Annotated in this window: 9 protein-coding genes; 6 read left to right on the top strand and 3 right to left on the bottom strand. The window is 66.0% G+C overall.

Annotated features, from left to right (window positions below):
* Positions 1–63: 63 nt before the first annotated feature.
* Both OEL49_RS02105 and OEL49_RS02100 read right to left on the bottom strand, forming a co-directional pair.
* Complete coding sequence (locus OEL49_RS02105) at positions 64–1,212, bottom strand: class I SAM-dependent methyltransferase (protein WP_287873872.1); 1,149 nt, start codon at positions 1,210–1,212, stop codon at positions 64–66.
* Between the two features lie 146 nt (positions 1,213–1,358).
* Positions 1,359–2,783, bottom strand: a complete 1,425-nt coding sequence (locus tag OEL49_RS02100; protein ID WP_287873871.1) for a DEAD/DEAH box helicase — start codon at positions 2,781–2,783, stop codon at positions 1,359–1,361.
* Between the two features lie 1,058 nt (positions 2,784–3,841).
* Between OEL49_RS02100 and OEL49_RS02095 the strand changes: the two genes are divergently transcribed.
* Both OEL49_RS02095 and OEL49_RS02090 read left to right on the top strand, forming a co-directional pair.
* Positions 3,842–4,195 (top strand): hypothetical protein, encoded by a 354-nt coding sequence (locus tag OEL49_RS02095; RefSeq protein WP_287873870.1) that lies wholly within the window; start codon positions 3,842–3,844, stop codon positions 4,193–4,195.
* Between the two features lie 558 nt (positions 4,196–4,753).
* Positions 4,754–5,317, top strand: coding sequence for a hypothetical protein (locus OEL49_RS02090; RefSeq protein ID WP_287873869.1), 564 nt, complete (start codon positions 4,754–4,756; stop codon positions 5,315–5,317).
* 379 nt (positions 5,318–5,696) lie between these two features.
* Here the strand turns inward: OEL49_RS02090 and glnE are convergent, their stop codons facing one another.
* On the bottom strand, positions 5,697–8,480 hold the full coding sequence (glnE, locus tag OEL49_RS02085) for a bifunctional [glutamate--ammonia ligase]-adenylyl-L-tyrosine phosphorylase/[glutamate--ammonia-ligase] adenylyltransferase (RefSeq protein WP_287873868.1): 2,784 nt from the start codon (positions 8,478–8,480) through the stop codon (positions 5,697–5,699).
* Positions 8,481–8,638: 158 nt separating this feature from the next.
* On the opposite strand from glnE, the gene OEL49_RS02080 reads away from it, so the two are divergent.
* The 4 genes from OEL49_RS02080 to OEL49_RS02065 all read left to right on the top strand — a co-directional run bounded on the left by OEL49_RS02080 (position 8,639) and on the right by OEL49_RS02065 (position 15,686).
* Positions 8,639–12,616, top strand: a complete 3,978-nt coding sequence (locus OEL49_RS02080) for a YhdP family protein (protein ID WP_287873867.1) — start codon at positions 8,639–8,641, stop codon at positions 12,614–12,616.
* Positions 12,597–13,430, top strand: a complete 834-nt coding sequence (locus tag OEL49_RS02075; RefSeq protein WP_014238411.1) for a carbon-nitrogen hydrolase family protein — start codon at positions 12,597–12,599, stop codon at positions 13,428–13,430. The genes OEL49_RS02080 and OEL49_RS02075 overlap by 20 nt, the downstream gene beginning before the upstream one ends.
* A 99-nt stretch (positions 13,431–13,529) precedes the next feature.
* A complete protein-coding gene (gene tldD, locus OEL49_RS02070) occupies positions 13,530–14,969 on the top strand; it encodes a metalloprotease TldD (RefSeq protein ID WP_014238410.1) in 1,440 nt (479 codons plus the stop codon).
* 213 nt (positions 14,970–15,182) lie between these two features.
* Positions 15,183–15,686, top strand: coding sequence for a hypothetical protein (locus OEL49_RS02065; protein ID WP_287873866.1), 504 nt, complete (start codon positions 15,183–15,185; stop codon positions 15,684–15,686).
* Positions 15,687–15,790: the final 104 nt, after the last annotated feature.

Here is a 15,790-nt window from a genome sequence, read left to right as displayed (position 1 = left end):
AGGGCCGCGTCACGACGCGGCCCTTTTGCGTTGACCGGCCCGGGGCTGGCCCTGCTGCCGGCGCTAAGCGGCCCGCAGGCGCCACAAGGAGGTGACTTCGGCGGCCCGGGCGGCATGCAGGGGATCGTCGGCGTCCCGGGTCTTGCCGTGGCTGGGGCGGATGTCGTGGCGGGCCGCCACTTCCAGGCCGGCGGCGGCGATCCAGTCGAGCAGCTGCTGGCGGGAGCGCAGGCCCAGGTGCTCGGCCAGGTCGGAGATGATCAGCCAGCCTTCGCCGCCGGGCGCCAGATGGTCCTTCAGGCCGGCCAGGAAGCCGCGCAGCATGCGGCTGTCCGGGTCGAAGACGGCGTATTCGATGGGAGAGCTGGGCTTGGCCGGCACCCAGGGCGGGTTGCACACCACCAGGGGCGCCCGACCCTCGGGAAAGAGGTTCCGCTGCTGCAGTTCCACCCGGGCGGAGAGGCCCAGGCGTTCCAGGTTTTCCCGGGCGCAGGCCAGGGCCCGCGGGTCCAGGTCCGTCGCCACCACCTTGGCCAGGCCCCGCTTGGCCAGCAGGGCGGCGATGACGCCGGTGCCGGTGCCGATGTCGAAGGCCAGGTCCGAGGCAGGAAGGGGGGCCTGGGCCAGCAGTTCCAGGTATTCGCCGCGCAGGGGCGAGAAAACGCCGTAATGGGGGTGGATGGTGGCGCCCAGGGCCGGGATATTGACTCCCTTCTTGCGCCATTCGTGGGCTCCCACCAGGGCCTGCAGTTCCCGCAGGCTGACGACGAAGGGCTCCCCGGCCGGGCCGTAGGCCTCAGTGCAGGCGGCGCTGAAATCCGGCGCCCGGCGCAGGTTCACCCGGTAGTCGGCGTCCACGGCGATGAGCAGCATGGCCAGGATGCGGGCCCGCTGGCCCTGGGCCTGGCGGTGCAGATGGAAGGCCTGGGTCAGGGAGGCCGGCGCGGCGTCCTTGCCGGCCTTGCCTTTGCCCTTGGGCTGCTTGCGCTCGATGCGCCGGGCCAGGGCCTGCAGCAGCTGGCGGCCGTTGTGGAAGTCGCCGCGCCAGAGCAGGGCGGTTCCCTCGCAGGCCAGGCGGTAGGCCTGGTCGGCGTTGAGGGTGTCGTCGGCCACCAGTACCCGCTTCGGCGGCGGCAGCCCGGCCTCGGAGCGCCACCGGGCGGTGTGGGGCTGGCCGTCTTCCTGCCAGTGGAGGAGGGGAGTGTCGCTCATGGCGTTCGGTCCGCAATGAAAAAGGCCACCGGGGTGGCCTTGCCTGACTGAGTGGCTATCGGGTCGGGGGCGGGGAGAGCACCGTTACGCCAGACTGATGCTCTCGGTGATCTCGGTGCCCTCTGTGGCTAGGATCTTGCCGTCGCTCAGCGCTTCCCCAGGCCGCCCAGGAGGGCCGCCACCATGGGCTTCTTCGGCTTGTGGGGATCGGGCTTGCCGACCGGGGTGTGGGCCGCTTCCTCCTTGCTCGGCACCGTGGCCGGGGCGGCCTTGGGCTCGTAGGGCTTGGAGAAGTCGAAGCCGTCCTTGGCGATCATGTTGTTGCGCTTCACCGGGGGCTTGCTGCGGCCGGCCACGGGCTGGGACGGGGCGTGGGTCTCGTGGGCCCGGCGCTTCTTGCCGCTGCCGGGGGGATATTCGTAATCCATCTCCGGCTCGAAGCCGGCCACGGCCACCTGCTCGATCTGCATCTTGATCAGCTTTTCGATATCCGCCAGATAGCCGACCTCGTGGGCGCAGACCAGGGAAATGGCGTTGCCCTGGCGACCGGCGCGGCCGGTGCGGCCGATGCGGTGCACGTAGTCTTCCGGGGTGTGGGGCAGCTCGAAGTTGATGACGTAGGGCAGGTGGTCAATGTCCAGGCCGCGGGCCGCCACATCGGTGGCCACCAGCACCTTGCAGCCGCCGTTCTTGAAGGCGTCCAGGGCCTTGATGCGCTCGTTCTGGGACTTGTCGCCGTGGATGGAGTCGGCAGCGATGCCGGCCCGCTCCAGTTCCCGGGCCAGACGGCCGCAGCCCTGCTTGGTGCGCATGAAGACCAGGGTCTGGGTGATTTCGCCGGAGCGCAGCAGCTTGATCAGCAGGTCCTTCTTGCGCGTCTCGGCCACCGGGTGCACCCGGTGGGTGATGGTGTCGTTCACCTGGTTGCGCCGCGCCACTTCCACCAGGATCGGCGACTGCAGCATGGTGTCGGCCAGGCGCTGGATCTCGTTGGAGAAGGTGGCGGAGAAAAGCAGGCTCTGCCGGGTCTTGGGCAGCATGTTGAGGATGCGCTGGATGTCGGGGATGAAGCCCATGTCCAGCATGCGGTCGGCCTCATCCAGCACCAGGGCCTGGACCTGATTGAAGGAGACGCTCTTCTGTTCCACGTGGTCCAGCAGGCGGCCCGGGGTGGCGACGACGAACTCCACACCCTTCTTCATCTCGGCGATCTGGGGCTTGATATCCACGCCGCCGAAGAGGCAGATGGAGCGGAAGTGGGTGTGCTTGGTGTAGGACTTCACCGACTCATACACCTGCAGCGCCAATTCCCGGGTGGGGGCCAGCATCAGGGCGCGCACCGGGTGCTTGGCCGGCGACGGGCTGGCCGTGTCGAGGTGCAGCAGGCGCTGGATCAGGGGCAGGGTGAAGGCGGCGGTCTTGCCGGTACCGGTCTGGGCGCAGGCCTTGAGGTCCTTGCCCTGCAGGACCAGGGGAATGGCCTGCTGCTGAATCGGGGTTGCTTCGGCGTAACCCATCTCGGTCACGGCCTTAAGAATTTCGGGCGCCAGGCCCAGTTCGTCAAAACGCAAAGGGGGCGTCTCCGCAGAAAAGTAAATGTGGCATCAAGGACATAGGGCCGGGATTATACACCCATGCGCGCCGGAGGCCGGTATGGGGGAAATGGGTCGTTTGCGGAGGCCGGCCTGGGAGGCAGGCGGGATGCGCTTCTCCAGCATGGCATGGCTGGGAGGGGCGTGGGGATTGGGTTGCAGGGCAAGGGGCTGGGGCGATTCCGGTAAGGCCCGTGGCCGGGTTGATGCCCAGGTTTGCCGGGGAGGGAAAGTGCAGTGTTTTGACCTAGTCACTCGACATACTTTGGGTGGCTGATTATGCTCACGGCCTGGAGTCTGTAGGCTGCTGCTACGCCATGTTTGTCGTTTTGCTATCGATGCGTATAAGCAGCTGATTTGCAAAAATCCCTGGGGCAGCGTTGTTTTCAGGTGATGCGTTGCCGGTGTTATACGGCGGTGCGCCGATTTAGATGGCGCGACGACGGAAAAACGCCGTCTTTTATTAGTTGCTATCAGGTCAGGAACTATGAGCTACCCAGTCAGGCGCCTTGTTGGAAACGGGATTCCGCCGGCTAACCAGGAGCGTTCAGGATTTTTCTTGCTAGCTTATACGGCAGATATGCCGTCTACTTAACGTTAGGGGAAATCATGCCCTCGTCTGATCTACAAGAAAAGGAACGCGCACTGAAAAAGCAGCTAGACGGTATGTCGCGCCAACACATAGATCGCCCTGCTATCACATACGAACTCCTGTCTGTTCAGTTAGCTCAGTTGAAGAAAGCCCCGTGGTACAAATCCCCTGAACTGTGGGTTGGGTTGGTAGCTGCTGTGTCGGGGTGCCTCGCGGCATACGCTGCGTTCTTTCCACCGTCTGTTCCAGCACCGCAAGCCGATAGCCGTGTGACCACATCCCCCAAGCAATCGGCACAAGCATCACCGCCGTCACAAGGTTCAAAATGAATGTGGCTCTTCTCACGCCCATTTCCCCTAACCTTTCGTTCAATCGGACGCGCCTTCGGCGCGCCGCTTAACTTCGACGTTAGGCATTTTCAGTTTATTCACCACTTGATAAAAGCATGAACACAAAAACAATCGCAGCTCTACTACTTGCCCAAACCATGTTATTCGGTTGTGCCAGTTACAATTACACAGACGCGCCACCGCCAATGGGAATGATGTACTCAAAGTACGCCTATATTGGCTACTCCGGTGAATTACGGCCCCTCGAAGACGTAGGCATTGTGACTACAGATGGACTCATCAAAATCAAATCCGTTGATGGTCAGCCTACATCTAGTTATAAAGAGTTTAAGACTTCAGGGTTATATTCTGGTGGGCGCTTTCAATTGCATTTGCTTCCCGGTACGCACGTTCTAAAGATGGGGTTTCAGGATGACCGAGGGGGGGGCAAAATCGTGGTCGACCTCTGAAATCACAAAAGCTGTCTCTATAAACAAAGGGCAGATTATCCACCTGTCCTTATCTGAAAGTGGCAAAACGTGGACTGCAAAAGAATCTGACGGAAGTAGCGCATTCGCGACGATTGCAAGTGACTTCAAAGATCTGACAAGCAACAAGTAACCTATTATTCCAAGAGACTCGCCGCGATAAAGCCGCATCGTGCCCCTGAATTCAAACGTTAGCATCCCCCAGAAATGCCGCCGGATTCCCGGCGGCTTTTTCCATTTCAGGCCCGCTGCGTCTTTCGCTCTAGCCCTTACCCTTTAAACACTTCCTCCCACAACGCCCTTACCGCGGCGATGCGCTAGGCTACCGACTCCCTTGCCACCCGGCTCTTGGGGCTGCCGTTGAGGCGTTTGGTGTGTTGCAGGCGGCGGTAGTTGCGGAAGGCGTTTTGCACCGGTCCGGCCAGGGCGGCGGATATCAGATGGCGGTGCCTATAAATGACATTGGGTTGTTTGTTCTTGTTGCTTTTGGCATGATGCGATGGTTTTTTTGTCTTCTCAGGCTCCCAGAAAGGAAATTCGATGAAGTACCGCTTCTTTGCTTTATGCGCCTCGCTTCTTTTGCCCTCTGCAGCGATCTCCGAAACTTACCTTGGCCAACAGGTCATTGAGGTTTCGTTCCTGGTGGATGGTGGCAAGACCATTACCCTTCCCATGACCAAAACGGGGGCTATGCCCATCGAGAACGACGATTACAAAATTGAAGGCGCCGGTTTTAACATTTCGCTAGACCAATCTGTTCCCGAAAAATCCACGTTGGACTGGGCTTTTTCTTTTGTAGCGAAGAAGCCAGGAAAGCTGAAGCATGTTTCCGTTGAACAGGTTGAGTCCGATGGCCGGCTGACGCTGTTGGTTAAAGACGAAGCGCCTGCCTTGAATGCCAAATCCAATTGGGTTGGTCACGCAGCACCGAAGGCGGCAGCAAAGGACGTCTCGCCGTGGTTGTATTCGCGTGAAGACACTACGCTCATGTTCAAGTTCACAATAACCACCGAGAGTGGCAGTTCGGTGACGATGTATCAGCCTTCGGTGTTTTCTTCGAAAACCAAGAAGATGCTGTTGTTTGCCATGGGAATTCGTGACTAGTCCAGGCTTCGATGACTGAGGGGGCGGATGCTGCACGATAGGAGGTTGGTGGCTATTGTCTGATTACCCTGCTGGCAAGCTGTTATTTTGCGGTGTTCCTTTTTTTCTTTGGCGGGAGCGAGGCTGGGCACCATTTTGTCGGAGGCCGTTACTTTTGGGCCTAACCGCTCTTTGCTGTTCGGCTCACCTACGCTGTATTGAGGCTTTGGCTCTGGAGATGCCTTCTGTTCTTTGGCTTCCAGTCGGCCTGCCTCCAGTCCCCATATCTCTCCTCAGTACGCTGGTCATGGCGCCGTCGTTTGGCGTCCGGAATGAAAAAGCCGCCGGGAATCCGGCGGCTTTTTCATTTTGGGCCCGCGGCATCTGTCGCCCCTAGCCCTTACCCTTTAAACACTTTCTCCCACAACGCCCGTACCGCGGCGATGCGTTCGGCTATCGACTCCCTTGCCACCCGGCTCTTGGGGCTGCCGTTGAGGCGTTTGGCGTGTTGCAGGCGGCGGTAGTCGCGGTAGGCGTTTTGCACCGGTTCGGCCAGGGCGGTGGGGATCAGGCCGAGGCGGGCGGCGATGCCGAGGAGGGCGATGTTGCCCAGGTTGCCGGTGAGTTCCGGGTGCTCGTGGGCGTGGCCCAGCACCAGGTACTGGATGATGAATTCCACGTCGATGATGCCGCCCGGGTCCTGCTTGATGTCGAATTCGCCCCGGGCCACGGTTTCGGCATCCGAGGCGTTGGCGTCGATCATCTTCTGGCGCATGGCCAGCACTTCTTCCTTGAGCTTGGTCCGGTCCCGGGGCTGGCGCAGGATTTCCTCCCGGATGGCGTCGAAGCCCCGGCCCACGTCCGCGTCGCCGGCGACGAAGCGGGCCCGGGTGAGGGCCTGGTGTTCCCACACCCAGGCGCTGTGCAGCTGGTATTCGCGGAAGGAGGCGAGGGAGGAGACCATGAGGCCGGAATCGCCGTTGGGGCGCAGGCGCAGGTCGGTCTCGAAGAGCAGGCCGGCGGGGGTCTGGGAGGAGAGCCAGGTGTTCACCCGCTGGGCCAGACGGGCGTAGACCTCTTCGGCCTCCTGGGCGGTGTCCTTCTTTTCGTCGAAGAGGAAGATGATGTCCAGGTCCGAGGCGTAGCCCAGCTCCTTGCCCCCCAGCTTGCCGTAGCCGATGACGGCGAAGACGGGCTCCTCCCGATGCCGGGTCTTCAGCTTGCCCCAGCACAGGCGCACCGTCTCGGCCACCATGATGTCGGCCAGCTCGGTCAGGTGGTCGGAGATTTTCTCGATGCTGTGCAGGCCGGCCAGGTCCTGGGCCAGCAGGCGGAAGACCTGGGCGTGGTGCATTTCCCGCAGCAGGTCCATTTCCCGTTCCGTGTCGCCGGCGCATTCGTCCAGGGCCCGGCGCAGTTCGCGGCGGAAACGCTGCCAGTCGGTGGCCACTTCCAGCAGGCGCGGGTCCAGCAGTTCATCCAGCAGGATGGGGTGGCGGGTCAGGTATTCGGCGGCCCAGCTGGAGCCGCCGATGAGTTCGGCCACCTTCTTCAGGGCCTGGGGATACTGCTGCAACAGGGCCAGATAGGCGCCGCGGCGGCCGATGGCCTCGAGGAAGGCGAGGCAGCGGGAGAGGGTCAGGTCTGGCGTCGGCGTCGCCGCGGCGGCTTCGATCAGGCGCGGGCCCAGGGCGTCCATGCGTTCCCGGTTGCTGGCGGGCAGCTGCTGGTAGCGGGCGCCGTCGCGGAAGGCCTGCAGCCGTTCCAGGGAGTCCTGCACGTCGGCAAAGCCGAGGCCGGCGAATTTTTCCTGGGCGCCGTCGCATTCCAGGGCGCCCTGCCACAGGGCGGTGAGGGTTTCGCTCTGGGAGCTGGGGGCCTCCGGTTCGGCAAAGACGGCCTCGAAGTGCAGGGAGACCCGCTGGCGATGGCCGTCGAGCACGGCCAGCAGGGCAGGGTAGTCGGCAAAGCCCATGGAACGGGCGATGCGGGCCTGGCCCTCCGCATCTTCAGGCAGGCTGTGGGTCTGCTGATCGGCCACGTACTGCAGGCGGTGTTCCAGGCGGCGCAGGAAGTCGTAGGCGGTGCTCAGCTCGTCCACCGCCTCCTGGGCCATCAGGCCCCGCTCCGGCAGCAGGGCCAGGACCTGCAGGGTGGGGCGGATCTGCAGGGCGGTGTCGCGGCCGCCGCGGATCAGCTGGAAGACCTGGGCGATGAATTCGATTTCCCGGATGCCGCCGGGGCCCAGCTTGACGTGGTTGGCCATGTCCTTGCGCGCCACTTCGCGGCGGATCTGGGCGTGCAGGTCGCGCATGGCGTTGATGGCGCCGAAGTCCAGGTACTTGCGGAAGACGAAGGGGCGGCCGGTCTGGCTCAGCACCGGGCCCCAGTTGTTCACGTCGTTGGCGCCGGCGTTCATCACCCGGGCCTTGATCCAGGCGTAGCGTTCCCACTCCCGGCCCTGGGTGATGAAGTAGTTTTCCAGGGCGTCCAGGCTGCACACCAGGGGGCCGGAATCGCCGTTGGGGCGCAGGCGCATGTCCACGCGGAAGACCTGGCCGTCGGCGGTGAGGTCCCCCAGGGCGATGATGAGGCGCTTGCCCAGGCGGTGGAAGAAGTCGTAGTTGTCCACCTGGCCGCCGCCGTCGGGGCGGCCGGCGGTCTGGCCTTCTTCCGGATAGACGAAGATGTAGTCCACATCGGAGGAGACGTTCAGCTCCCGTCCGCCCAGCTTGCCCATGCCCACCACCAGCAGGCGCTGGGGCCGGCCCTGGCTGTCCAGGGGTTCGCCGTACTGCTGCACCAGGCTGCGGTGCACGAAGTCCAGGGCGAAGTTGGTGGTGATGTCGGCCAGCAGGGTCATGGTTTCCACCACCTCCTGCAGGGGCGCGGCGGCGGCCAGGTCGCGGATGATGAGATGGGCCATGACCCGCTGGCGCAGGCGCCGCAGCACCGGTTTCAGGGCTTCCTCGTCGGCCGGGGCGGCCTGGGCGATCCACTCCTCCAGGTCGGCGGCGGTGAGGGGGCGCTGCCAGGATTCGGCCAGGATCGGCACCAGTTCGCCGCGGCAGGAGAGCAGCTGGCGCAGGTAGGCACTGTGGTCCAGGGCGGGTTGCCAGGCGGCGGGAAAAGTCGTGTCGGCGGCGGGGGCGGGAGCGGCGTTATTGTTGGAATCGTTATTCATCAGGGAATCATCCGGTTATATCCGGGGTTTCCGGGGGTGGCTGGGTTAAAATCCACCCCTTCGCCCAGAACTTGCCATTGTAGTGACCCGCCCAATACCTTTGCAAAGCGCCGCCGCCATCGTTGCCGCCGCCTCCGCCCTGTTGCCGGTCGAGGCCCATGACTGATTCCGTCCTGCGGTCGGCCCTTTACCACCGCCTGCACGCCCTCCTGCCCTTCCTCGTCAGCCCCCGGGCGCGCCAGTTCTGGCGCCGCGCCGGCCGCCTGGCCCTGGTGGCGGGGGTGGTGGTCTATTTCGTCTTCGCCTTCCTGGTGCTGGCCCTGCGCTACTGGGTGCTGCCCAACGTGGGCAACTACCGGGCCGACATCGAACAGGCGGTGAGCCAGGCCGTCGGTCTGCCGGTCACCATCGGCCACATCGACGCCGGCTGGCGCGGCCTGCGCCCCGAGCTGACCCTGGCCGACGTGCGGGTGGCCGACAGGCAGGGCTATCCGGCCCTGGCCTTCGAGCGGGTGGAGAGCGTGCTCTCCTGGTGGAGCGTGCCCCACCTCTCGCCCCGCCTGCACCTGCTGGAAATCAGCGAGCCGACCCTGCTGGTGCGGCGCCTCGCCGACGGCCGCTTCGAGGTGGCCGGCATTCCCCTGGACGACGGCAAGAGCGACGGCAGTGCCCTGCACTGGGTGCTGAGCCAGGAGCGCATCCACATCAAGGACGCCACCATCGTCTGGGAAGACCTGCAGCGGGGCGCCCCGCCCCTGACCCTGGAGGCGGTGAATTTCCTCCTGGAAAACCGGGGCCGCCGCCACCGTTTCGGCCTCTCTGCCCTGCCGCCGGCGGAGCTGGCTTCCCGCCTCGACCTGCGGGGCGACCTGCGGGGCTCCGATCCGCAGCGGCTGGAGGACTGGAGCGGCGAGCTGTACACCGAATTCGTGCACACCGACCTGGCGGCCTGGCAGGCCTGGGTCGATTACCCCGTTTCCCTGCCCCAGGGCAGCGGCGCCCTGCGCCTGTGGCTGGAGGTGGAAAAGGGCCTGCCGGTGGCGGCCACCGCCGACGTGGGCCTGCAGGACCTGCGCCTGAAGCTGGCCAAGGACCTGCCGGAACTGGACCTGCTGCGCCTGGCGGGCCGCATCAGCGGCGAGCGGCGCAACGGCGACACCCGCTTCTCCGGCAAGCGGGTCGGCCTTGCCACCCGGGACGGCACCAGCCTGGAGCCCACGGATTTCGCCTTCTCCTGGCAGGAGGGCGGCCTTTTCTCCGACCGCCGCCGCGGCAGCGCCGCCGCCACCACCCTGGACCTGGGCGCCCTGGCGGCCCTGGCCGAGCACCTGCCCCTGGGGGCCGAAGTGCGCCAGTGGCTGAACGACTACGCCCCCCGGGGCCTGGTGCGGGACCTCAAGGCCAGCTGGACGGAAAACGAGGGCAAGCCCCAGGACTACAACCTCAAGGCCCGCTTCGACGGCCTCGGCATCAAGGCCAGCAGCCGCTTCCCGGGCTTTGCCGGCATGAGCGGCACGGTGGACGCCGGGGACCGGGGCGGTAGCCTCACCCTGCGCTCGGCCAAAGCCCAGCTGGAACTGCCCCAGGTCTTCCCCGATCCGCGCCTGGCGGTGGATGCCCTCAACAGCCAGGTCAGCTGGAAGATCGACGGCAGCCGCCTCGACGTCAGCCTGGACAGCCTCACCTTCAACGGCCCCGACGCCACCGGCTCGGCCCAGGGCACCTACCGCCTCAGCGGCGACGGCCCCGGCAGCATCGACCTCACCGCCGGCATCAGCAAGGCCGACGGCACCGCCGTCTGGCGCTACATGCCCAAGGTGGTGTCCCAGGATGCCCGGGACTGGCTGAAGAGTTCCATCACCGGCGGCACCGCCTCCGAGGCCAAGCTGGTGCTCAAGGGCGACCTGGCCCGCTTCCCCTTCCTCGACCCCAAGGACGGCCAGTTCCTGGTCACCGCCCGCATCAACGGCGCCACCCTGGAATACGCCTCCGGCTGGCCCCGCATCGACGACATCCAGGGCTCCCTGCGTTTCGAGGGTGCCCGCATGCTGATTGAAGCCAGGAGCGCCAAGCTGCTGGGGGCCCGCCTCTCCGGCGTCAAGGCCGAGATCGCCGACCTGGAGGCGCCGGAGGAGTTGCTCAGCATTACCGGCAAGGCCGAAGGCCCCACCGGCGAATTCCTCAAGTTCATCGACCAGAGCCCGGTGGGCAACAAGATCGATAACTTCACCGACGGCATGAAGGCCCAGGGCGAAGGCCGCCTCAACCTGCAGCTGGAACTGTTCCTGCGCCGCATGGCCGACAGCCGCATCAAGGGCGACTACGAATTCCTCAACAACCAGGTGACGGTGGAGCCGGGCCTGCCGCCCATCACCCAGGCCAACGGCCGCCTGCACTTCACCGACGCCGGCATCAGCGTCAAGGAAATCACCGGCCAGTTCCTCGGCGGCCCCATGAAGCTCTCCGCCAGCAACGAGGGCGACAAGGTGCTGGTCAATGCCTCCGGCAGCCTCACCGCCACGGCCCTGCGCCGCCAACTGGACCTGCCCCTGTTCGACAACGTCTCCGGCAGCGCCGCCTGGAAGGGCGAGGTGCGGGTGCGCAAGAAGACGGCGGAGCTGGTGGTGGATTCCGACCTCAAGGGCCTGGCCTCCAGCCTGCCCGAGCCCTTCAATAAGAGCGCCGCCGTCGCCCTGCCCCTGCACCTGGAGCGGGGCGCCCTGGCCGAAGCCGCCCCCCGCAAGGGCGCGCCGTCGCCGGTGGCGAGGGAACAGGTGAAATTCACCCTGGGCAAGCTGGCCAGCGCCCACATCATCCGCCGCCGGGAAGCCGCCGGCCCGCTCACCGAGCGCGGCGCCATCGCCATCGGCGAAGGCCTCAGCCTGCCCGAGCGGGGCCTCGCCCTGACGGTGAACCTGCCCAGCGTGGATGCGGATTTCTGGCGCAAGGCCCTGACCCCGGCCAACGGCAACGGCGCTAGCGCCAGTAGTGGCGGCAGCGCCGCCGCCGGCGAGTCGGCGGCGCCCCTCTCCCAGGCGGTGCTGAAAACGCCCCTGCTGGACATCTCCGGGCGGCGCCTGCACGACGTCACCCTGAAGGCGGCGCCCGCCGGCAACAGCTGGCAGGTGGAGGTCAACGCCAAGGAAGCCGCCGGCCAGATCAACTGGGACGGCGCCGGCCAGGGCAGGGTCAAGGCCCGCCTCAAATACCTGACCCTGCCGGAAAGCACGCCCCAGCAGGAAGCCATGCAGCGCCTGGGCGAGGCCGAGAGCCAGGACGAACTGCCGGGCCTGGACATCGTTGCCGACAGCTTCACCCTGGGCAGCCGCCGCTTCGGCAAGCTCGAACTGCTGGCCCGCAACGAAGGCCGGGTGTGGCGCCTGGACAAGGTGTTGCTCTCCAGCCCGGACGGCTCCATCAACGGCAAGGGCCTGTGGCGCACCGACCCCCGGGGCGCCCACCGCACCGACGTGGAGTTCAGGCTGGAAGCGGGGGATGCCGGCAAGTACCTGGACCGCCTGGGTTTCCCCGGCACCCTCAAGCGGGGCAGCGCCACCCTGGCGGGCAAGCTGGCCTGGAACAACACGCCCACCAACCTGGACATTCCCAGCCTTTCCGGCGACCTCAAGCTGACGGCGGAGAAGGGCCAGTTCGCCAAGGTGGAGCCGGGCATCGGCAAGCTCATCGGCCTGCTTTCCCTGCAGTCCCTGCCCCGGCGTATCACCCTGGATTTCCGCGACGTCTTCTCCGAAGGTTTCGCCTTCGACAATGTGGAGGGCACCTTCAAGGTGCAGAATGGTCTGATGAAGACCTCGGACCTCAGCATCGACGGTCCGGCGGCCAAGGTGGGCATCAAGGGCGACATCAACCTGGACAGCGAAACCCAGAACCTGCGGGTGCGGGTGCAGCCGGCCCTGGGCAATTCCATCTCCCTGGGGACCGCTGCCCTGGTTAATCCGGTGGCCGGCGTGGCTGCCCTCATCGCCCAGAAAGTGCTGCAGAATCCGGTGGACCAGATTTTTGCTTTCGAATACGCCGTCACCGGCAGCTGGGAAGACCCGAAGGTGGAAAAAGTATCCGCCGCCAAAGCCGATAAATCCGAGAAGGCCAAGACCGATGAATCCGCCAAGCCCTGAGCGCCAGAAGACCGAAAATGCCCTGATCGCCGCCGTGCAGCTGGTGTCCGGCCCCCGGGTCGCCGACAACCTGGCGGCCGCCGCCCACGGCGTCGCCGAAGCGGCGGCCCAGGGCGCCCGCATCGTCGCCCTGCCCGAGTACTTCCCCATCATGGGCATGGCCGAGGGCGACAAGGTCAAGGTGCGGGAAGCCGACGGCCACGGCCCGATCCAGGAATTCCTCGCCGCCACGGCAAAGCAGCACGGCATCTGGCTCATCGGCGGCTCCATTCCCCTGGAGGCGAAGGACGCGGCGAAGGTGATGAATTCCACCGTGGTCTACGACCCGGCCGGCCAGCGCGTGGCCCGCTACGACAAGATCCACCTGTTCGGCTTCCAGAAGGGCCTGGAGCGTTACGACGAGGCCGCCTCCATCGAGGCCGGCAGCGAGCCGGTGGCCTTCGACACGCCCTACGGCCGCATCGGTCTTTCCATCTGCTACGACCTGCGCTTCCCCGAGCTGTACCGCCGCCTGGCGCCGGTGGACCTGATCGTGGTGCCCGCCGCCTTCACCGAGACCACCGGCCGCGCCCACTGGGAAATCCTGCTGCGGGCCCGGGCCATCGAGAACCAGTGCTACGTGCTGGCCGTGGGCCAGGGCGGCAAGCACGAGAATGGCCGGGAGACCCACGGCAACAGCATGATCGTGGACCCCTGGGGCACCATCGTGGACCGCAAGCTGAAAGGTCCCGGCGTGGTCCTGGGGCTGCTCGACCACGGCTGCATCGCCGAGACCCGGGCCAACCTGCCGGCCCTCAAGCACCGGGTGCTGTGACGTATCCTCTATTCACGCAGAGCCAGGACTGGACCGCTAGCAACTCTGTGATCTCTGTGCCCTCAGTGGCAAAAGTTTTTTAAGGCTTTAGGTTTCCCCATGAGCAAGATCATCAAGCAAGCCGAATCCCTGTTGCTGACCCCCTACGGCCTGGACGACAAGCGCCTGTCCGAGGTCTTCGGCCAGATCATGAAGAACGACGTGGATTACGCCGATCTCTACTTCCAGTACAGCCGGGCCGAGGCCTGGAGCCTGGAGGAGGGCATCGTCAAATCCGGCAGCTTCAACATCGACCAGGGCGTCGGCGTGCGCGCCATCTCCGGCGAGAAGACCGCCTTCGCCTACTCCGACGACATCAGCCGCAACGCCCTCGGCGACGCCGCTGCCGCCGTGCGCGCCATCGGCGCCGCCGGCCAGTCGGGCACGGCGCCCAAATTGAAAGGGCGCAAGGGCCACGGCCTCTATCCGGCCCAGGACCCCATTCCCTCCCTGCAGGCTGCCGACAAGGTGAAGCTGCTGGAGCGCCTGGAAGGCTACGCCCGGGCCATCGATTCCCGCGTCACCCAGGTCATGGCCTCCCTCGCCAGCGAATACGACGTGGTGCTGGTGGCCGGCAGCGACGGCCGTCTGGCCGCCGACGTGCGGCCCCTGGTGCGGGTCTCCGTCACCGTCATCGTGGACGGCGGCAAGGGCAAGCGGGAGCAGGGCTCCGCCGGCGGCGGCGGCCGCTACGACTACGGCTACTTCAGCGAGGAAGTGCTCAAGCGCTACGCCGCCGAAGCCGTGCATCAGGCCGTCACCAACCTGGACGCCCGGCCCGCGCCGGCCGGCACCATGACCGTGGTGCTCGGCCCCGGCTGGCCCGGCATCCTGCTGCACGAAGCCATCGGCCACGGCCTCGAGGGCGATTTCAACCGCAAGGGCTCCTCCGCCTTCTCCGGCCGCATCGGCGAGCGGGTCGCCGCCAAGGGCGTCACCGTGGTGGACGACGGCACCCTGCCGGACCGCCGCGGCTCCCTCAACATCGACGACGAGGGCAACCCCACCCGCCGCACCGTGCTGATCGAGGACGGCATCCTCAAGGGCTACATGCAGGATTCCCTCAACGCCCGCCTCATGGGCGTCGAGCCCACCGGCAACGGCCGCCGCGAATCCTTCGCCCACCTGCCCCTGCCGCGCATGACCAACACCATCATGCTGGCCGGCGACAAGTCGCCGGAGGAAATCCTCAAGTCCGTGAAGAAGGGCATCTATGCCGTCAATTTCGGCGGCGGCCAGGTGGACATCACCAGCGGCAAGTTCGTCTTCTCCATGTCCGAAGCCTACATGGTGGAAAACGGCAAGGTGCTCTACCCGGTGAAGGGCGCCACCCTCATCGGCAACGGCCCGGACGCCCTGACCCGGGTGAAGATGATCGGCAACGACCTGGGCCTGGACCCGGGCGTCGGCACCTGCGGCAAGGACGGCCAGTCCGTGCCCGTGGGCGTGGGGCAGCCCACCCTGCGCATTGACGGCCTCACCGTCGGCGGCACCGCCTGAGCATCAGGCCCGGGGTCGCGGGCGTTGTTGCGTCGCCTTGCCGTACTTGCGTACTGTCTGCGGCGACACGCCTGGCCCGCGGCCCCGGGCCTGACGCTCAGGCTGCGTCCCCGGGGTTCCGCTGCCTGGTGTCCGCCGGGCCGGTTCCGGAACCTGGGGGCCGGCCGTGGGGTCTCTCCCTGACCCCGGCCCCGTAATGGAGGAGAAAGCATCATGACCGTGCATCGCCGCCTAATCCCGCTCCTGCTGCCCCTGGCCCTGCTGGCCGGCTGCGCCAGCGCCCCTCCCGACGGCACCGCCACCCCCAAGCTGGCCCGCCTCACCCCCGAACAGATGCAGCGCCTGGCGCCCGACACGCCCAAGCTGGGCTTCCCCGAACTGGTGGCCATGGCCAAGTCCGGCATGAAGGCTGACGCCATCATCGCCCGCCTCAAGGAAACCCAGACCCGCCTCGACCCCACCCCCAGCCAGGTGCTGGACTTGACCCGCCAGGGGCTGTCGGTGGCGGTGCTCGACTACCTGCACGAATACCGGGAAAAGGCCCTGCGGGCCGATCTGGCCACCACCCTGACGGAAAAGGAACAGCAGAACGCCCGGGAGGTGGAGGCCGTGCGGCAGCAGGAGCGGCTGCGGGCCATGCCCTACTACGATCCCTTCTGGGGCCCGCGCTGGGGGCCCTACTACCGCCGGGGCGGGGGCGTCTATTACGGCTGGTGAGCCGGGTTAGCGGGTTTGAACTGGCCGGCGCACCGGGTGCGCCAGGAGGCAGGAAGGACGGGCATTTCCGCCGGGGCATGGTGGAGATGGCCGTCCTTTTTGTT

The sequence above is a fragment of the Azospira sp. genome, from assembly GCF_030247495.1.
In the GTDB taxonomy this organism is placed as follows: domain Bacteria; phylum Pseudomonadota; class Gammaproteobacteria; order Burkholderiales; family Rhodocyclaceae; genus Azospira; species Azospira oryzae.
Note: the sequence above shows the minus strand (reverse complement) of the source record. Positions and strands in the feature narration are given on the sequence as shown.